At 58.3% G+C, this 20049-nt stretch carries 12 protein-coding genes and 1 pseudogene; 2 read left to right on the top strand and 11 right to left on the bottom strand.

Features of this window, described 5'->3' with window-relative positions; all coding sequences use genetic code 11:
* Positions 1-12: 12 nt before the first annotated feature.
* The 9 genes from ACI7MX_RS08160 to ACI7MX_RS08120 form a co-directional block, all read right to left on the bottom strand.
* Positions 13-2442, bottom strand: coding sequence for an efflux RND transporter permease subunit (locus ACI7MX_RS08160; protein WP_314490478.1), 2430 nt, complete (start codon positions 2440-2442; stop codon positions 13-15).
* Complete coding sequence (locus ACI7MX_RS08155) at positions 2439-3419, bottom strand: WD40/YVTN/BNR-like repeat-containing protein (RefSeq protein ID WP_405591949.1); 981 nt, start codon at positions 3417-3419, stop codon at positions 2439-2441. Before ACI7MX_RS08155 ends, ACI7MX_RS08160 begins: the two co-directional genes overlap by 4 nt.
* A gap of 303 nt (positions 3420-3722) precedes the next feature.
* Positions 3723-3992, bottom strand: a complete 270-nt coding sequence (locus ACI7MX_RS08150; protein ID WP_405591952.1) for a short-chain dehydrogenase — start codon at positions 3990-3992, stop codon at positions 3723-3725.
* A 1055-nt stretch (positions 3993-5047) separates the two neighbouring features.
* On the bottom strand, positions 5048-6550 hold the full coding sequence (locus tag ACI7MX_RS08145) for an efflux transporter outer membrane subunit (RefSeq protein WP_314485872.1): 1503 nt from the start codon (positions 6548-6550) through the stop codon (positions 5048-5050).
* Entirely contained in the window at positions 6547-9654 is a 3108-nt protein-coding gene (locus ACI7MX_RS08140) for an efflux RND transporter permease subunit (protein WP_405588402.1), read from the bottom strand. The genes ACI7MX_RS08145 and ACI7MX_RS08140 overlap by 4 nt, the downstream gene beginning before the upstream one ends.
* A 103-nt stretch (positions 9655-9757) precedes the next feature.
* The gene (locus tag ACI7MX_RS08135; RefSeq protein WP_405588399.1) at positions 9758-12853 is read right to left on the bottom strand and encodes an MdtB/MuxB family multidrug efflux RND transporter permease subunit; all 3096 of its coding nucleotides are present in this window, start codon (positions 12851-12853) and stop codon (positions 9758-9760) included.
* Positions 12850-14160 carry an MdtA/MuxA family multidrug efflux RND transporter periplasmic adaptor subunit gene (locus ACI7MX_RS08130; protein WP_314485950.1) on the bottom strand — a complete coding sequence of 437 codons (1311 nt, stop codon included), beginning with the start codon at positions 14158-14160 and terminating at the stop codon, positions 12850-12852. The genes ACI7MX_RS08135 and ACI7MX_RS08130 overlap by 4 nt, the downstream gene beginning before the upstream one ends.
* Before the next feature lie 402 nt (positions 14161-14562).
* The gene (tpx, locus tag ACI7MX_RS08125; RefSeq protein WP_405588396.1) at positions 14563-15063 is read right to left on the bottom strand and encodes a thiol peroxidase; all 501 of its coding nucleotides are present in this window, start codon (positions 15061-15063) and stop codon (positions 14563-14565) included.
* 153 nt (positions 15064-15216) lie between these two features.
* Positions 15217-15888, bottom strand: a complete 672-nt coding sequence (locus tag ACI7MX_RS08120) for a DUF3313 domain-containing protein (protein ID WP_314485880.1) — start codon at positions 15886-15888, stop codon at positions 15217-15219.
* 226 nt (positions 15889-16114) lie between these two features.
* Here ACI7MX_RS08120 and tal point away from each other — a divergent pair, with 226 nt between their 5' ends.
* Both tal and ACI7MX_RS08110 read left to right on the top strand, forming a co-directional pair.
* On the top strand, positions 16115-17038 hold the full coding sequence (gene tal / locus ACI7MX_RS08115; RefSeq protein WP_405588393.1) for a transaldolase: 924 nt from the start codon (positions 16115-16117) through the stop codon (positions 17036-17038).
* 280 nt (positions 17039-17318) lie between these two features.
* Positions 17319-17480: pseudogene (locus tag ACI7MX_RS08110) on the top strand (transaldolase family protein); the annotation flags it as partial.
* A 156-nt stretch (positions 17481-17636) separates the two neighbouring features.
* Here ACI7MX_RS08110 and rfaD read toward each other — a convergent pair.
* Together rfaD and ACI7MX_RS08100 are read right to left on the bottom strand one after the other, a co-directional pair.
* Complete coding sequence (rfaD, locus tag ACI7MX_RS08105) at positions 17637-18635, bottom strand: ADP-glyceromanno-heptose 6-epimerase (RefSeq protein ID WP_405588390.1); 999 nt, start codon at positions 18633-18635, stop codon at positions 17637-17639.
* Between the two features lie 114 nt (positions 18636-18749).
* Positions 18750-20027 (bottom strand): serine/threonine transporter, encoded by a 1278-nt coding sequence (locus ACI7MX_RS08100; RefSeq protein WP_405588387.1) that lies wholly within the window; start codon positions 20025-20027, stop codon positions 18750-18752.
* Positions 20028-20049: the final 22 nt, after the last annotated feature.

Raw genomic sequence — 20049 nt, 5'->3', positions numbered from 1 at the left:
AAGCCCTCTATTTCAACGGTTTGACGCGTCTTTAGCGGCCACGCTCTGTTTGAGTGGGTAATGGCCCGACGATGCACTTTTAAGGGGCACTTTTACCTTCACCAGCGGCCGTCCCAAGTTGAACCAAGCGGCTAGCGCGGGCAGCAGGAAGATCGCACCTAACACATTGACCAGGAACATAAATGACAGTAATACGCCCATGTCTGCCTGGAACTTGAGGGGTGCGAATGCCCAGGTACAGACTCCGATGGACATGGTCAGCGCGGTAAATACCGCTGCGGTTCCGCGCTGACACATCGCCTCATAAAAAGCATGGCGCAGGTCCTTGCCGTCCCGCATTTCATGAGCGATCCGCTCATACAGGTAAATCCCGTAATCCACCCCTACGCCGACACCCAATGCCATCACCGGCAAGGTGGCCACTTTCAGGCCGATGCCCAGCGTCGCCATCAAGGCATTGCACAAGATGGCCACAATCGCCAAGGGCACGAGAATGCACAATACGGCGCGAAACGAGCCGAACGTCAGCCAGCAAAACAGCGCGACCGACCCGAACAACGCCGCCAGCATGATCACTTCGGCCTGCTTGACCGCCTCATTGGAGGCCGCCATGACCCCGACATTGCCGCCCGCCATCAAGAACTGCACTTCATTGCTCTGCAGCCCGGCGATGATGCGCTGGGTTTCGTTCACCACATGGCTGACCGTTGCACCTTCATGATTGGTCAAAAACACCAGAATCTGCATGCGCTGACACCCTTCAGTCACCAGCCCGTCATCCGGCATGTAAGCGCGTGCGCCTTGGCTCAGGCCGCGTTCGGAGCCTGGAATGGCCGACCAGCGCGGATTGCCTTCGTTGTTGCCGGCAATCACGTTTTTGCCCATGCCTGCGACGCTTTGCACCGACTGCACGCCCGCCACGCTGCGTATTTGAAAGTCAAACGACTCGATGGCGCGCATCACCTGCGGTGCCAAACAGCCCTCTTCAATGCCCTTAACCTGAACAAACACCGACATCACATCCAGGCCAATGGAATAACTGTTGATGATCTTCTGGTTATCCTGGTTGTAACGCGAGTCGGCACGCAGCTCCGGCGCACCGGCGCCTATGTCCCCGGTGGCCAGATCCCGCGCCTTATAGGCACCTACTCCGAGCAGCAACAAGCTGATCGCAAACACCGCCAACGCAGGTTTAGGCTCGGCCAGCGCCGACAACCGCCACCACAGTGCGTGCTTGCCTTGCGCCGCTTTAAGGCCCTGGGCCAAAGCCCGGGGTTCAAGCTGCAAATACGAGAGAATGATCGGCAGCATCAGCTTGTTGGTGATGATCATCAGCATCACCCCGATGCACGCTGTCACCCCCAGCTCATGCACGATGGGAATATCGATCAGCATGATCACGCCAAAGCCCAGTGCGTTCATCAGCAACGCCAGCGAACCTGGAATGAAAATCTTGCAAAAGGCCGTGTGCGCCGCCTGTACTGACGGGCTCCCGGCAAGAACGTCCTGTTTCCAGGCGTTGGTCATCTGCACCGCATGAGACACCCCAATGGAAAAGATCAGAAACGGCACCAGAATCGACATCGGGTCGATGCCCAGGCCCAGCAACGGCAACAGGCCGAGCAACCACACCACGGGCAACAGCGCCACCACCAGCGCAACCACTGTCAGCCGCCAGGAGCGCGAGTAAAACCACAGCATCACTCCGGTTATGACAAAGGCAATCACAAAAAAGCCGATGACCGTGGTCAACCCTTCAATCACATCGCCCACCAGCTTGGCGAAGCCGACGATATTGATTTCGATATCGGCATTGCTGTACTTGGCGCGAATGTCTTCAAGGTGCTTGGCGACGTCAGCGTATGACACCGACTTGCCGGTTTGCGGGTCAAGATCCTGCAAGTCGGCCCGCACCATCGACGAGGTTAAATCGTTGGCAACCAAGCGCCCGACCTGCCCCGAGCGGCCAACGTTATTGCGCACTTGGGCTAAATCATCAGCAGAACCGGTGAAGCGTGGCGGCACCACCACATCACCAAAAAAGCCCTCTTCGGTTATTTCGATGTAGCGCACATTGGCGGTAAACAACGACGTCACACTGGCGCGGCTGACGCCGTTGATAAAGAACACATCGTCCGTGACCTTGCGCAGGGTATCGAGGTACTCCGGGTTATAGATATCCCCCTCGCCCTTCCACTTCACACTGACCAGAAAGCGATTGGCCCCGGTGAAGTACTGACTGAAATTGAGGAAATTGACCATAAACGCATTACGCACCGGGATCTGCTTGTTAAAGCCCGGATCGAGTTGAGTGTGCGTAGCGCTATAACCGAGCGCGACGGTCAATACCACGAACAGTGCCAACAACCCTTTGCGCCACTCAATCAACAGGTCAGCCATGCGCTCGACCACGCGAGTGGTCGCTGTTTTATCAACATTCATCGGCTGCCTCCCAGCGCGGCAACACTGCCATCAGTGCCCTGGAACACACCGCGTTCGCCCCCCACCAGCAAGCGTTGAGAACCTGCCAACACCGCCGACGTCAACGTGCCCAACCCCGACAAGCGCGTAGCACTGACCAGATGGCCATTACCATCAAGACGCACCAGAGAACTGCCAGCACCGACAATCAACAAGCCGCCGCCATTGGGCAGCAGTGCATGGCCATATAACGGCGAGGTATTACCCACATCGACCGCAGACCAGCTCTTGCCGAAATCCTGACTGACAAACACATGCCCGCGCATACCGTAAGTGACCCAACGATCAGCCGTCAGACGCACCACCCCAAACAGCGAACCGTTATAGAAAGCAGGGAGCTTTTCCCAGCTATGACCGCCATCGGCACTGCGCATCACCAGCCCCTGCTCGCCCACCAGCATGCGCTTGCCATCGCTGCCGCCGTCCATGCCATTAAGGTGCGCACTGTCGACTTCCAGCGGCTGGGCTTGCCAGGTACGGCCGTCATCCTCGGACTGATAAAACTTGCCAAAACTGCCAAACGCCATCACGCGTTTACCGCCTGCATTCCAGATACCCAGCAAAGGCTCAGCGACCTCGGCGTCGTAACGCACCTCAGTCCAGTGAGCGCCCTCGTCTTCGGAGCGCAGAATCCAGCCATCGTGGCCCACCGCCAGAAGACTTTTATCGGCCAGTGCGACCAGCGCGGTCAGGGTCAAATCGCGTTGAGGGGTGACCACAGCCGACTGCCATGACGAACCCTGGTCATCGCTGAGCAAAATATTGCCGCGCTCGCCCACTGCCACGACCCGTTGATCGAGGTAAAGCATGCCATTGACTTGTAAGCGGTCGGGCCGCAACTGAGCGGACGCGACGTCTTGAGATGTGTGAGGGGTAAACGTGAAAGCAATGGTGGCCGCGACGATCAGGCACACCAGGTAACCGATCATCGAGCGCATGGTCGGCACCTCGCGGCGGGAGGCAAATGCTGGGCAAAAGACATGCGGCCAGTCCTCTTTTTATTATCGTGGATGCTCGAGCCACCTCGGCGGTGAGGTGGCGGGAACCTGCCTTGGATAATCAGACTGGCCGGTCATGGACACATCGTCCAAATGGCCTAGCTGAGGGCCGGTGTTGTTTTTTTGGGGGGTTCCTGTAGCTGCTGCCGAGGAACGAAGGCTGCGTTCGAGGATGCAATCGTCGTCAGGTCTTTGAGCGCGGTGTTTCTGAAAACGACGCAGCCTCGCAGAGCTCGTCAGCGCCTACATGGGGCGTAAACGCCAACCTAGTACATCCAGCAAGTCGCAGCCATCACGAAGCAAAATCATTACAACTGTGGCGATTTGTTTGAGGTCGACCTTATCGGCCAGCTCAAGGTCACGGTGGGCCAGGGTTTCCATTAATTGGGTCGCAGCCAGTATGCGGGCTGCTGCATTGGCATGGAGCACATCGGCCGGGGCGTTGCGGTCAATCAATAAGGCGGGGATCAGGCAGTCGATGGCGGTCATCGGGATAAGCGGAGTGTTCGTCATGAGTCATTTCCTAAATGTTTGATGAGAGCCACCCGATTTCGTCGCCAAACAAAAACAGGTGGCCACTGTGCGCGGGTTGGCGAGCCGGAAACATTTAGGAACCCCGGCAGATCCAAAGATCTCCCACGCACAGCAGCCATAAAGCATCGCGTTGCAAAATACACGCTCAGCCAAATATAACAACTGCTCTCTAAATGTCTTCAAGGTCGCCAAACCCGGTCGCCGTTAAGCGAGCGCTGACTATAGGCGTCGCCAAGTCTGCCCCGCAATCGGCAAACATGTACGAAACATCCCGAATTCAAGTGAGGGAAAACAGGCTTCTAGCTTTTAGCTTTTAGCTTTTAGCTTTTAGCTTTTAGCTTTTAGCTTGCAGCTTCCAACCTCCCTCCCTGCCGCCACGGAAACAGTGGGAACGACACTGGGGCCCATCACAGGAGGCTGAACGCAGGTGCTGTTATGGGGGTGGCGAGGCAGGACGCCGAGCCAGCCGCGATCGGGCCAAGGATGGCCCGTCGCGGCGGGCCCCCATAACAGCACCGGAGTGAAGGCACCGGGCGAGCCTAGGCGAGCTCGGCCGTATGGTAGGGCGCAGACCTTTTGGGTACTTTTGGGGCGTTTGCCAAAAGTACCTCGCCGTAAGGGCGAAACCCGTAGAAAGAATTTACACATCCAATGGATATGTACTCAGTGCTCCAGTTATATAAACCGCGTACATATCCATTTCATGTATCACCGCTTTCTACGGGTTACGCCCTTACGGCGTGTCACTTTGCAAAAGCGGCAAAGTAACCAAAACGCTTCCGCCCCCGCGTACGGCCCTCGCTTCGCTCAGGTGTCCCTCGCTCCGGTCCCGCTCCGTGGGCACGCCGTGACGGGCCATCCATGGCCCAACACGGCTCTCCCGGCATCCATGCCGGTCGACCCACTCCGCGAAACCTCCTCTCGGCCTCCCGAAGGGGCGGCAGATCAAAAGCCAAGTCAAAAGCCAGATCAAAGGCCGGATCAAAGGCCGGATCAGAAGCTAGATCATGAACCGAGTTATCTCGGGTTTACCCTTACGGGCGCTCGCCCGTGTGCTCATTGGCACTCAAATCCGTATTACCATCCCATCCCCCACCCAAAGCAGCAATCAACTGCACGCTAGCAATCAACCGGCTTTGCAACAGGTTCAGCACGGTGCGCTCATTGGACAAGGCCGTCGTTTGCACCGTGACCACGTCCAGATAGGCAATCAAACCCGCCTTGTACTGGTTAGTGGTCAAACGCAGCGACTCACGCGCTGACTCCAGCGCTTGCTCCTGCACCACCGACTCATCCCCCAGTACTTTCAACTGCACCATGTAGTTCTCGACCTCACGCAAACCATCGAGCACGGTCTGGCGGTATTTGGCCACGGTCTGGTCATAGATCGCTTCGTTGCGATCGACCTCTGCCGAACGCTGGCCACCATCAAATAAAGGCAAGGAAATTTTCGGACCCACCGACCAGAATCGGTTCGGTACGCTGATCCAGTCCTGGTATTGGCTGCTGCTGTAGCCACCCGACAGGCTCAAGCTGAAGTCAGGGTAATACGCCGCTTTGGCCACGCCGATGTTGGCGTTGGCCGCGATGATCGAGCGTTCCGCCGAGGCGATGTCAGGACGTCGCTCCAGCAGTTGCGAAGGCAGGCTGACCGGAATCTGCGGCAGGTTCGGCACGTCTTTGACTTCCGCCAGCTGGAACCCTGACGGCGCTTGCCCCGTGAGGACCGCAATGGCGTTTTCAAACTGCGCACGCTGCCAGATCAGGTCGATCAGGCTGGCCTGGGTGGTGCGCAGTTGGGTTTGCGCCTGGGCCACGGCATCTTTGCCGGAGATACCCGCACGGTATTGGTTTTCGCTCATTTTCAACGAACGCTGGTACGCTTCAACGGTGGCTTCGAGCAGGCGTTTTTGCTCATCAATCACGCGCAGTTGCAGGTAGTTCTGCACCAGTTCCGATTGTTGGCTCAAACGCATCGCCGCCAAGTCGGCCAGGCTGGCTTCGGCGCTGGCTTCGTTGGCTTCTAGCCCGCGACGCAGTTTGCCCCAGACATCGGCTTCCCAGCTCACACCCACTTGTGCATTCAAGGTGTCGCGGATGCCGCTGCTCGATTGGGTCAGGCTTGAACTGGAACTGCCTGAGCCTTGGCTGGAGCGGGTTTTTCCCACGCTCAGGTCGGCGCTCGGGAAGAAGGCGCCACGCGCGGTGCGCACCAGTGCCTGCGCCTGACGAAACTGCGCTTCGGATTGCGCTACGGTCTGGTTGGAACGGTTGAGCGTTTCAACCAAGGCATTGAGTTGCGCATCGCCATACAGCTCCCACCAGGCGCCACGGGCCAAGGCATCACTGGGGTTGGCTTGTGTCCAGCCCGCCGCTTCTTTGTATTCAAGCGGGGCTGGCGCTTGCGGGCGCTGGTAGTCAGGACCAATCGCACAGGCGCTCAGCAACAGACCGGTAAGCGCCAGGCTCAGCCCACGGGCAAGCGCCCAACGTTGGGACGACAGGGCCGGAGCAAGGGTAAGCAAACGAGAGGTCATAGCGAAGTTTCCAGAGCAGCATCAGTGCGTACGCCACGCCATTTGTTGAAACGGTGGCGTGCGCGGTCGAGATAGAGGTAAACCACCGGGGTGGTGTAGAGGGTCAGGATCTGGCTGAAGATCAACCCGCCAATAATGGTCAGACCCAGCGGTTGGCGCATTTCGGCGCCTTCGGCGGTGCTGAGCAACAGCGGCACGGCCCCCAGAATCGCCGCCAGTGTGGTCATCAGAATCGGTCGCAGACGCTGCAAGCAGGCGCTGCGGATGGATTGTTCGGGGCTGAGGCCCGCATGCCGTTCAAGCTGCAACGCAAGGTCGATCATCAGGATCGCGTTTTTCTTGACCACACCAATCAGCAGGAACAAGCCCAACAGTGAAATCAGGCTGAATTCGCCCCCCGTCAGGTAGATGCTCAACAACGCCCCGACACCCGCCGACGGCAGGGTCGACAGAATGGTCAGCGGGTGGATGTAGCTTTCATAAAGAATCCCCAGCACCAGGTACACCGCCAACAACGCGCCAAGAATCATAAAAGGCTGACTCTTTTGCGTGGCCGCAAAGGCATCGCCCGTACCGGCCATTTTCGCGATCACGTCTTCCGGCAGGCCCAGTTTGGCAATCGCCCGCTCAATCGCAGCGGTGCCCTGCTCCAGTGACACACCAGGCGCCATGTCGAAGGCAATGGTCTCGGAAGCAAACTGGCCTTCGTGCTCGACGCGGTCGTCTTGCAGGCTGTTTTCGTAGTGGGCAATGGTGGACAACGGTACCCGCTGACCCTCCGCGGTGATGACCTGCACCTGATTAAGGGTTTCAGGGTCCTGGGCGTATTTGGGATTGACCTCCATGACCACCTGATACTGGTTGAGGCTGTCGTAGATGGTCGAAATCTGCCGCTGGCTGTAGGCGTTGTTAAGCACCGCCGTGACCATGTTCATGTCGATGCCCAGACGCTTGGCCTGATCGCGGTCGACCACCAGCGTCACCTGCTGGGCACCGCGCCCTTCGCGAGCATCGATGGCCGTCAGTTCGGGCAGCGCTTTAAGGGCTGCCACGACTTTCGGGTACCAGGTGCGCAGTTCGTTGAGGTCGCCACTTTGCAGGATGTAGGAGTACTGCGAACTGCTTTGCTCGCGGCCACCGCCAAATTGCAAGTCTTGGTCAGCCATCAGCATCAGGCGCCCGCCAGGGACTTTAGGCAGGGTGTTGCGCAGTCGCTCGATGACTTTTTGCGCGGAAATCTTGCGCTCGGAGACCGGCTTGAGGCGCACGATCATGAGCGCGTTGTTGGTGCCGCCGTTGCCGCCGATAAACCCGGCCACACTTTCAACGGCCGGGTCGGCCAGCACCGCCTTGCGGAAGATTTCCATTTTCGGCTGCATGACGCTGAATGACAGGCCATCGTCGCCGCGCACGAACCCGATCAATTGGCCGGTATCCTGCTGAGGCATAAAGGTCTTGGGCACTGTCACGTACAACGCCACATTGACGCCAATGGTCACCAACAAGCTGAACAACGTCAGGCGTTTGTGCCGCAATACCCAGTCCAGCGAGCGCGCATAGCCTCGCATCATGCGTTCGTTAAGCCGGATGCTCCAGCGCTGCATGGCGTTTTCACTGCCCGGTACGTGGGGCTTGAGCCAGCGAGCGCAGAGCATCGGGGTCAGGGTCAGCGACACCACCAGCGACACCACAATCGAGGCGGCCAGCGTGATCGAGAACTCGCGGAACAGACTCTCGACAATCCCGCCCATAAACAGGATCGACAGGAACACGGCCACCAGCGACACGTTCATCGACAGCAAGGTAAAACCGACTTCCTTGGCGCCCATGTACGCAGCTTTCATCGGCGCGATTCCGGCGTCGATATGCCGCGAGATGTTTTCCAGCACCACGATGGCGTCGTCCACCACCAGCCCGGTGGCCAGAATCAGCGCCATCAGCGACAGGTTGTTCAGCGAGAAACCGTACAGGTACATGATGGCGAAGGTGCCGATCAACGACACCGGCACCGCTAACGTGGGGATCAACGAGGCACGGAAATTACCCAAGAACAGGAACACCACGATAATCACCAGCACCACGGCGATCAGCAAGGTCATTTCGGCTTCGTGCAAGGTGGCCTTGATCACCGGCGAGCGGTCCATGGCCACTTCCAGCTTGACGCTGGCGGGCAGCACGGCCTGCAAGGTCGGCAATTGCGCCTTGATGGCGTTGACGGTCTCGATGATGTTGGCCCCGGCCTGGCGGTTAACCACCAGCAGGACGGCCGCGTCATTGTTGAAAAAGCCACTGTTGTAGCGGTCCTCAACGCTGTCCAGCACCCTGGCCACATGATTAAGGCGCAAGGCGGCACCATCCTGATAACGGATAATCAGCGACTCGTAATCCTTGGCTTTTTCCAGTTGATCATTGGCCTGAATCTGCCAGTTACGCTCGCCATCGGACACCGCGCCCTTGGGCCGACGCACGTTGGCACTGGCAATGGTGCTGCGCACTTCATCCAGCGACACCCCGTACTGGTTCAGCAGTTGCGGCTCCAGCTCGATACGCACCGCCGGCAGCGAGCTGCCACCAATTTGTACTTCACCCACGCCCGGCACTTGAGACAGGCTCTGCGACAGGATGGTCGACGCCAGATCGTACAGCTCGCCCTTGGACAGCACCTCCGAGGTCAGTGCCAGCACCATGATCGGCGCTTGCGACGGGTTGACCTTTTTATAGGTCGGCATGCTTTTCATGCCGCTGGGCAGCAGGTTGCGCGAAGCGTTGATGGCCGCCTGCACTTCGCGGGCCGCACCGTTGATGTCGCGGTCCTGATCGAACTGCAAAATCACCCGCGTCGAGCCCTGACTGGAGCGACTGCTCATGGTGTTGACCCCGGCAATCGAGCCGAACGAGCGCTCAAGCGGAGTGGCCACCGTGGACGCCATCACCTCGGGGCTGGCCCCCGGCAAACTGGCTGAAACCACAATCACCGGAAAATCGATTTGCGGCAACGGGGACACCGGCAACAACCCAAAGCTCACACCACCCAGCAGCATGATGGCCAGGCTGAGCAGCATGGTGGCGACAGGGCGCCGGATAAACGGCCCGGACAGGTTCATAGGCTGCAGCTCCAAGCTTCAAGCGACAAGCTGCAAGTCAGAGGCTTGCGCACGGCCTGCTTTTCGCTTGCAGCTTGAAGCTTGCCGCTTATAGCTAAACCCCTCACTGCTGCACCTCACGAAGTTCAGGTTTCGCCCAACGCTGCGACAGCCGATCAAAGTACAAATAGATCACGGGGGTGGTAAACAGGGTCAGCACTTGGCTGACCAGCAAACCGCCCACCATCACCAGCCCCAGGGGCTGGCGCAATTCTGCACCGGAGCCGCTGGCCAGCATCAGCGGTACGGCGCCGAACAGCGCCGCCAGTGTGGTCATCAAAATCGGCCTGAAACGCAGTAACGCCGCCTGATAAATCGCCTGCTCCGGGGCCATGCCCTGATTGCGCTCAGCATCGAGGGCAAAGTCGATCATCATGATTGCGTTCTTTTTGACGATACCAATCAGCAGGATGATGCCGATGATCGCGATCATGCCCAGATCATTGCCACTCAGTATCAGCGCCAGCAAGGCCCCCACGGCCGCCGACGGCAAGGTCGAAAGAATGGTGATGGGGTGGATGTAACTTTCGTACAGCACGCCGAGCACGATGTACATGGTCACGATGGCGGCCAGAATCAGCAGCAAGGTGCTCGACAACGACGCCTGAAACGCTTTCGCCGCGCCCTGGAACTCGGTTTGAACGCCCACCGGCATGCCGATGTCTTTTTGCACCTGGTTGATCAATTCGACCGCTTCGCCCAGCGCAACACCGGGCGCGAGGTTGAACGACACCATCACCGAGGGGAACTGGCCGATGTGCGAAATCGCCAGTTGAGCTTGTCGTTCTTCCACTTTGGCCAGACTCGACAGCCGGACTTGCCCGCCATCGGTGGTCTTGACGTGAATCTGGTCCAACGCCTGCGGGCCGATTTTCTCGCCTTCTTTGGCTTGCAGCACCACGCGGTATTGGCTGGCCTGGGTATAGATGGTGGAAATCTGACGTTGGCCAAAGGCGTCATACAACGCGTCGGTGATATTGGCCACTGTCACCCCAAGGCGCGAGGCCGCATCACGGTCAATCACCAGATACACCTGCAAGCCTTTGTCCTGAAGGTCGCTGGCCACATCGGTCAGCTCCGGCTGATTGGACAGCGCCGTGACCAACTTTTGCGTCCAGGTGCTGAGCATCTCGGCATCGGGTGAGGTCAGGCTGAATTGGTACTGAGTACGGCTGACCCGGTCTTCGATGGTCAAATCCTGTACCGGCTGCATGTACAGGCGAATGCCCGACTGCTTGTCGACCTGCGGTTGCAGGCGGGCAATCACTTCAGAAGCCGTTTCGCCACGATCACCGTGAGGCTTGAGGTTGATCAGCATGCGCCCGCTGTTGAGGGTCGCGTTATCGCCGTCCACACCAATGTAAGACGACAGGCTTTGCACCGCAGGGTCTTGCAGAATGAGCTGAGCCAGTGCTTGCTGACGCTGGCTCATGGCACTGAACGAGATCGACTGCGGCGCTTCGGTAATCCCCTGAATCACCCCGGTGTCCTGCACCGGGAAAAACCCCTTGGGCACGACCATGTACAGCAATACGGTGAGGGCCAGCGTGCCGATGGCCACCAGCAAGGTCAGCGGTTGATGCTTGAGCACCCACTGCAACATGCGGCCGTATTCGGTGATCATCCAGTCGATGAAAGCACCGCTGGCCCGGTAGAAACGACCCTGCTCATCAGGCTTGGGTTCGGCTTTGAGCAGGCGCGCGCACATCATCGGCGTCAGGGTCAGCGAGACCACCAGCGAAATCAGAATGGCCACCGCCAGGGTGATGGCAAATTCACGGAACAAACGCCCCACTACATCGCCCATAAACAGCAACGGGATCAGTACGGCAATCAGCGACAGGGTCAACGAAATTAACGTAAAGCCGATCTGCTTGGCGCCCTTGAGCGCCGCCTGCATCGGGCTGTCGCCTTCTTCGATGTAGCGCGCAATGTTCTCCAGCATGACGATGGCGTCATCGACCACAAAGCCGGTGGCTACGGTCAGGGCCATCAGCGTCAGGTTGTTGATCGAGAACCCCGCCAGGTACATCACCCCGAACGTGCCGATCAGTGACAGCGGCACCGCAATCGAAGGAATGAGGGTGGCGCTGACACGGCGCAGAAACAGGAAGGTCACCATCACCACCAAGGCGATGGCGATCAGCAATTCCAATTGCACATCGCGCACTGAAGCGCGGATGGTTTGCGTGCGGTCGGTCAGCACTGTCACGTCGATACCGGCGGGCAGGTTGTCGGTAATGCTGGGCAGCAGCGCCTTGATCCGGTCCACCACTTCAATCACGTTGGCACCCGGCTGGCGCTGGATATTGAGCAATACAGCCTGATTTTCATTGGCCCAGGCGGCAAGGCGCTCGTTCTCGGCGCCATCGACAATCTCGGCCACGTCCTTGAGTCGCAACGGCGCGCCGTTGTTATAGGCGAGGATCAGCTCGGCGTATTCCTCGGGCGTTTTCAACTGATCGTTGGCGTCGAGCATCGACACCCGGGTCGGGCCGTCGAAGTTACCCTTGGGCTGGTTGACGTTGGAGGCATTGATCAGCGTCCGCACATCTGCGAGGTTGAGGCCATTGGCGGCCAGCGCTTCAGGGTTGACCTTGATGCGCACCGCCTGACGCTGACCACCCGCAATACTGACCATGCCGACGCCGCTGATCTGAGCAATTTTCTGCGCCATGCGCGTATCGACCAAGTCATTGAGCTTGGGCAGCAGCATGGTTTTTGAGGTGATCGCCAGGGTCAGCACCGGGGTATCGGCCGGGTTGACCTTGTTGTACACCGGCGGAGCCGGTAAATCGCTGGGCAACAGGTTGCTGGCCGCGTTGATCGCCGCCTGCACTTGCTGCTCGGCGACATCCATGTTGATGTCCAGGTTGAAGCGCAACGTGAGCACCGAGGCGCCCCCGGAACTGGTGCTGGCCATTTGCGTCAGACCGGGCATTTGCCCGAACTGGCGCTCAAGCGGTGCGGTGACCGCGCTGGTCATCACGTCAGGGCTGGCGCCCGGATACAGCGTCATGACCCGGATGGTCGGGTAATCGACCTGAGGCAAGGCCGACACTGGCAACAAACGGTAGGCAATGATCCCGGACAACACGATGGCCAACATGCACAGCGTGGTTGCGACCGGGCGCAGGATAAACAGCCGCGACAGATTCATTCGTGCGCCTTGCCCTTGCCGTTGGCTTTGGCATCCGCAGGTGAGGCATCGGCCTCAGTCCCGCCTTGCAGGTGCTGCGCCGGGGTGGCCGGCACCTCGGCGCTGTCGTTGACCACCTCTACGGCACCGCCATCACGCAGCCGGTCGGTGCCTTCCAGCACAACGCGATCACCGGGTTCAAGCCCTTCTTCAATGACCGTCACATCACCGTCGGTGGCCCCCACTTTGACGCTGCGGATCTTGACCTTGTTGTCACCGTCCATGGCATAGACAAACGAGCCATTGGTGCCGAATTGAATGGCCGCCGTCGGGGCCAGAATCGCATTTTTCAGCGTGTCGGCCAGCAGGTGCACATTGACGAACTGATTGGGGAACAGCGCCTGATCGCGGTTCTCAAACAGCGCCTTGAACTTCAACGTGCCGGTGGTGATATCGATCTGGTTATCAATGCTGCTGAGCACGCCCGTCGCTAACTCTTTGGTGTCGCCACGGTTCCAGGCTTGCACCGGCAATTGAGCGCCACTGCGGTAACGCTCCAGCACCAGTGACAGGTTGTTCTCCGGCAGGGTGAAGCTGACCACGATAGGCTCGGTCTGAGTAATCACCACCAGCGCGGTGGTGTCATTGGCGGCGACCAGATTGCCCACGTCCAGTTGTCGCAAGCCCACACGGCCGCTGATCGGTGCACGAATCTTGGTGAAGTCGAGGTTGAGTTTGGCGTCGTTGACCGCCGCCTGATTGGTTTTAACTGTGCCCTGATACTGACTCACCAGCGCTTCGGCGGTGTCCAGCGTTTGCTTGGCGATACTGTCTTCGGCATACAGGCCGCGATAGCGCTGCACATCGACTTGAGCGTTTTTCAACTGGGCCTGATTCTGCAGTAGCGTGCCTTCAGCTTGCAGCAAGGCATTCTGGTAGCTGCGCGGGTCGATTTCAGCCAGCAAATCGCCCGCTTTGACCATTTGCCCTTCCTTGAAATAGACCTTGACCAACTCGCCCGCCACCCTGCTGCGCACATTGATGGTATTGAGGGCCGTCACTGTGCCCAGCGCCTTGTAGTAAATCGGGAAGTCCCCGCGCGTCACGTCCGCCACCCGCACTGGCACGGCTTGAGTCGAACCGCCAAAGCCCGGACGCGCCATCCCCGTACGACTGGTTTGCCCGGCAGCTTGCGTTGCTTCGGTTTTTTTCGCTGACGACGGCCATAGCCACCAGCACAGGCCAATAATGACCAGCAAGACCAGCAGAGCAACCAGCCAGCGACGAGAAGAGTGGGAAACAGAGGATTGCATTGAATGATCAACCAGTTGGGCGCGAGCGCTTATTATCAGGAGGCTGAACGATAAGCAGTGTCGGCGGTTATGAAAAGGCTCTTTACCGGGTATTTACGTTACAGAGGGTAGATGACAGGAAAAGTGGCAGTTTTTACCCGCCGACTCGTAGCAGCTGACGAGTCGTGCGAGGCTACGATCGGCGGCGTAGCCGTCGTAGAACCCTTCAACTCGGTAAATCAACTTCACCACGGCAAATGGGTTGGCTGTTTCAGATACACCGTGCGCTCAGTGTTTGCGACGATTGCATCGTCGAACGTAGCCTCGCACGACTCGTCAACTGCTACAGGGGTCTGCGTGCCCCCGCCCGCTACAAAGTCCGCACCAAAAAAAACGGCCTGGCAATCAATGCCAGGCCGTTTGGGTGTTGCGTGCGGCTTACTTCAAAACAGCCAGTGCTGCTTCGTAGTTTGGCTCATCAGCGATTTCTTTAACCAGCTCGCTGTGCAGCACGTTGTCGTTCTCGTCCAGTACCACAACGGCACGGGCAGTCAGGCCTTTGAGCGGGCCATCAGCGATTGCAACGCCGTAGTTTTCGATGAACTCGCTGCCGCGCAGGGTCGACAGGTTCTGCACGTTTTCCAAACCTTCAGCACCGCAGAAACGGGCTTGTGCGAACGGCAGGTCTGCCGAGATATTCAGCACCACAGTGTTTGGCGCTTCGTTGGCCTTCGCGTTGAACGTGCGGACCGACGTTGCGCAGGTCGGGGTGTCTACGCTTGGGAAGATGTTGAGCACTTTACGTTTGCCGGCAAAGTCAGCCAACGTCACATCGGACAAATTACCTGCCACCAGCGAAAAAGCTGGCGCCTTGGCGCCTGCTGTTGGCAGTTTGCCGTTGACTTGAACAGGGGTGCCTTTAAGCGTTACTTGAGCCATGAACGATGTCCCTCTAAACAATGTTTGAAGAGGCCGAAGTTAAACACGAAACAGTCACGCCACCTATGACCCGCACACAAAATGTCACGATCAAACTGGCATAGGCTCAACGACGGACGACGCTTGCGACACGTCGCCCGTCAACAACCCCGTCTATTCGTTCTTGAGTTTCAAATAGGACTGATGCAAGTCTCTGGCCCAGCCATCGATCACGGTTTTGAAATTATCGGCCTTCAGTTCCTGAGTGTTGTTATCCAGCGGCTTGCCCGTGCCCTTGCGCACGACCTGTGCGACAACAGCCTGACTTTGCCCGTCAATCAAAACGGCCTCGGTTGACAACTGGGTTTCCTGATCACGTATACCCGTTGCAGTGCTCACCGCCGCCGCCACCAGCGCCACAGGAATGTATTCATAGGGCGCCAGGCCCTCGGTTTGGCTGCTGACGGCAGTGATAGCCGGCCTTACAACAATTACGCCCGGCCCCGGAGCGCTGGCCAAAGGCAGCGATTTGCCCAGCTCGCGTTTTAAGGCCTGATCGTAGTAGGTGGTAATGCCATTCAACGTTTTTTGCGAGATTTTTCCGGTGGGCTGAGGCGCCGGGTACAGCTGGCTCGGCTCGATGTACACGCTGGTGTATTTGTTCAAGTCGAGCTTGGGATCGATCCAGCGCATGACCTCGACACCCGAAGGCGATTTCGCCTCTTTAAGGTGACTGTAATCCTTCAAAAAACCGGAGTATTCATTCGGTTGCACCGTCTTACTGGAACAACCGACGACCCCAAGCGTGGCGAGGCACACCGCCCCAAACATTAGCCCAAGCTTCATGCTGTAACTCCTGTAGAAAATGAAACCGCACAGATACGGAAACTTAGGTATAGCTAAACATCGGCAAAACGCCGCAGATCGGGCTTGAATTACTCAGGAAAAATCGCTTGCCGGGTTGCACAATGCAGGGATTGCGCGGCATTCTGCCCGCCTGCCTTCAACGAACTTTTGATCCAAAACACACTCCATTTATATAGCCATTTCTTATTCAAGACTGAGACGCCCCATGACTTCCAAGCTGGAACAACTCAAGCAGTTCACCACCGTGGTCGCAGACACCGGCGACCTCGAAGCGATTACCCGCCTCAAACCCGTTGATGCCACCACCAATCCTTCGCTGCTGCTCAAAGCGGCCGCGTTGCCCGGTTACGCCGATTTGCTGAATAACGCCATCGAACACGCCAAGGGCGATGTCGGCCTGGCGTGCGACCTGTTCGCGGTGTCGGTGGGTAGCGGTATCTTGAAAGCCATTCCAGGGCGGATTTCGACTGAAGTCGATGCCCGCCTGTCGTTTGACGAAGCAGCCCTGCTGCAAAAAGCCAACCAATTGGTCGAGTTGTATGACAAGGCTGGCGTTGGCCGTGACCGCGTGCTGATCAAGCTCGCTTCGACCTGGGAAGGTATCCGTGCGGCTGAGAAGCTGGAAAAAGCCGGTATTCAAACCAACCTGACGCTGCTGTTTTCGTTTGCCCAGGCTGCAGCCTGTGCCGATGCGGGCGTGTTTTTGATCTCGCCGTTCGTGGGCCGGATCTACGACTGGTACAAAAAGTCCACCGGCATTGACTACACCGGCTCCGATGATCCGGGCGTGCAATCGGTCACCCGCATCTACAACTACTACAAAGCCAACGGCTACGGCACCGTAGTCATGGGCGCGAGCTTCCGCAACACCAACCAGATCGAACAATTGGCCGGTTGTGACCGCCTGACCATCAGCCCCGACCTGCTGGAAAAGCTGGCCCAGGAACAAGGCACGCTGGAACGCAAACTGGCCCCGGGCAATGCGGGCGAACCGCGCCTGATCCTCAGCGAAGCGCAGTTCCGCTGGGAATCGAACGAAGACGCCATGGCCACTGAAAAACTGGCCGAAGGCATCCGTCAGTTCGCCCGAGATCAAGAGAAACTGGAAGCGTTGCTGTCAGGTAAATAACCCGATGTACGCGTAGCAGCTGACGAGCTCTGCGAGGCTGCGATCGGCGGCAAAGCCGTCGTAAAACCATGCAACCCGGTTATTCAGGCACTCCCTGAGCGGCCGGGTTCACGAGGACTGCGTCCTCGAACGCAGCCTCGCAGAGCTCGTCAGCTGCTACGCGTTTTGGCGATTCAATAACGCATTGCAATAACGCTCGACCCCCTCCTCCAACGTCAACATCGGCTCGTTATAACCCGCCTCACGCAAGCGGGTCAGGTCGGCGCAGGTGTACACCTGATTGGCCCCTGGCAATGCGGGCGAACCGCGCCTGATCCTCAGCGAAGCGCAGTTCCGCTGGGAATCGAACGAAGACGCCATGGCCACTGAAAAACTGGCCGAAGGCATCCGTCAGTTCGCCCGAGATCAAGAGAAACTGGAAGCGTTGCTGTCAGGTAAATAACCCGATGTACGCGTAGCAGCTGACGAGCTCTGCGAGGCTGCGATCGGCGGCAAAGCCGTCGTAAAACCATGCAACCCGGTTATTCAGGCACTCCCTGAGCGGCCGGGTTCACGAGGACTGCGTCCTCGAACGCAGCCTCGCAGAGCTCGTCAGCTGCTACGCGTTTTGGCGATTCAATAACGCATTGCAATAACGCTCGACCCCCTCCTCCAACGTCAACATCGGCTCGTTATAACCCGCCTCACGCAAGCGGGTCAGGTCGGCGCAGGTGTACACCTGATACTTGCTTTTAAGCGCTTCAGGAAACGCAATGTAGTGCAGCACACCCTCCAGCAGCGCTGTTTCCAGGCTAAGCGCAGGCCTGTTCTCAGCCACTCGCACACAATTGATGGTCGCCAACGCCAGTGCATTGAATGAGCGCGCCAACCCCGTCCCCACATTGAAAATCCCGCTGGTCTGCGGATTGTCCAGCCAATGCAGATTGACCTTGACCACATCCTCAACCGACACAAAGTCGCGCAGATGGCCGCCCGCCGGGTAACCGCCATAGTCTGCGAACAATTCAACATGCCCGCGTTCGCGGTACTGGTTGAAGCAGTGCCAGACCATCGACGACATTCGCCCTTTGTGCTGTTCGCGCAGGCCGTACACATTGAAATAACGCAAGCCCACTATCTGGCTGCTGGCCGTGGGCAGTGCCTGACGCACCCGTTGATCAAACAGAAATTTGGAATAGCCGTACACATTCAATGGCTCTTCACATTCACGGGCTTCACGAAAGTCGCGTCGGGCACCATAAACCGCCGCCGAGGAGGCATACAGCAACGCAATGGATTGCGCCTGACAGGCCTGCAACAGGTCACAGCTGTACTGATAGTTGTTGTCCATCATCAGCCGCCCGTCACGCTCGACGGTGCTTGAGCAGGCGCCCTGATGCAGCACGGCACGCACATCCGCCCATTGTCGGGCGGCAAATCGGGGCAGGAACTCGCGTTTATCGAGGTAATCAGCAATGTCGCAATCGGCGAGATTGCGGCACTTGTCACCGTCAGTCAGATCGTCAACGGCAATGATGTCGCGCTCGCCGCGCAGGTTCAGTGCCCTCACCAGATGGCTGCCGATAAACCCCGCAGCGCCGGTCACGATGATGCTCATCCCTAATCACCTCTCTAAAAGAAGTGACCTTAGACTACGCGGCACAGCGACGTGGGGATTGACGCGAATCAACACGGGGTGTCGCCGCCTCGGACGGCAGCGACACCCCACTGATCAAGGGATCAGCGAATACACCAGTGACGAAATCGCGATCAAGCCGACCACGGTGACGAACACGTTGGAGAGCTGACCCGAGTACTGACGCATGGCCGGCACGCGCCGGATCGCATACATCGGCATCAGGAACAGAATGGCCGCGATCACCGGGCCGCCCAGGGTTTCAATCATCCCCAGAATGCTCGGGTTAAGCGTGGCCACCGCCCAGCACACCACCAGCATGAAAGCGGCGGTCAAACGGTCGAGGGTCTTGGCCCCAGGCCGTTTACCGGTTTTAAGCACCAGACCTTTAAGGCCTTCGCTGGCACCGATGTAGTGCCCCAGAAACGACTTGGCAATGGCCACGAACGCAATCAACGGTGCTGCAAAGGCAATGGTCGGGTTGCTGAAGTGGTTGGCCAGATAGGACAGGATCGACAGGTTCTGTGCCTTGGCCTCAGCCAATTGCGCAGGCGACAAGGTCAGTACGCAACTGAACACGAAGAACAGCACCATGACGACCATCAGCAGGTGCGCGCGAGAAAGGATCTGTGAGCTGCGCTGATCGGCGTTTTGGCCATAGCGGCGCTTTTGATCGACGGCGAAGGCGGAAATGATCGGCGAATGGTTGAAAGAGAACACCATCACCGGAATCGCCAGCCATAAGGTGTGCAACAGGGCCGACGGCGCCGGCAGGGTGTTGGCTGTGTTCAGAATGCCGCCGTTCCAGTGCGGGATCAAAAACACCGCCAAAAACAGCAACGCCACGATAAACGGGTACACCATCATGCTCATGGCCTTGACGATCACCTGCTCGCCGCAGCGCACCACGGCCAGCAAACCGAGGATCAGCACCAGCGACAGAATCGCCCGTGGTGGCGGCGTGACATGCAACTGGTTGAGCATAAAGCTGCCCACGGTGTTGGTCAGTGCCACGCTGTAAATCAGCAGAATCGGAAAAATAGCCAGGAAATACAGCAGCGTGATCAGCGCACCGGCCGTCAATCCAAAATGCTCTTCAACCACATCCGTGATGTCTGAGCCTTCTCGACCCGACAAAACGAAACGGGTCAAGCCACGGTGTGCGTAAAAGGTCATGGGGAACGCCAGCAGCGCCAGGATCAGCAACGGCCAAAAGCCGCCAATGCCTGCGTTGATGGGCAAGAACAGCGTACCTGCGCCAATGGCCGTACCAAACAGGCCCAGCATCCAGGTGGTGTCATGACGGTTCCAGCGACTCAGGGTCGCCGGGGTTTCGTCGAAGCGTTCATCAACGCTATTAGCCTGGTCATTCATCCGGTCGAATCTCCGCTAGCCG

This window comes from Pseudomonas sp. 2024-210, from assembly GCF_045062345.1.
In the GTDB taxonomy this organism is placed as follows: domain Bacteria; phylum Pseudomonadota; class Gammaproteobacteria; order Pseudomonadales; family Pseudomonadaceae; genus Aquipseudomonas.
Note: the sequence above shows the minus strand (reverse complement) of the source record. Positions and strands in the feature narration are given on the sequence as shown.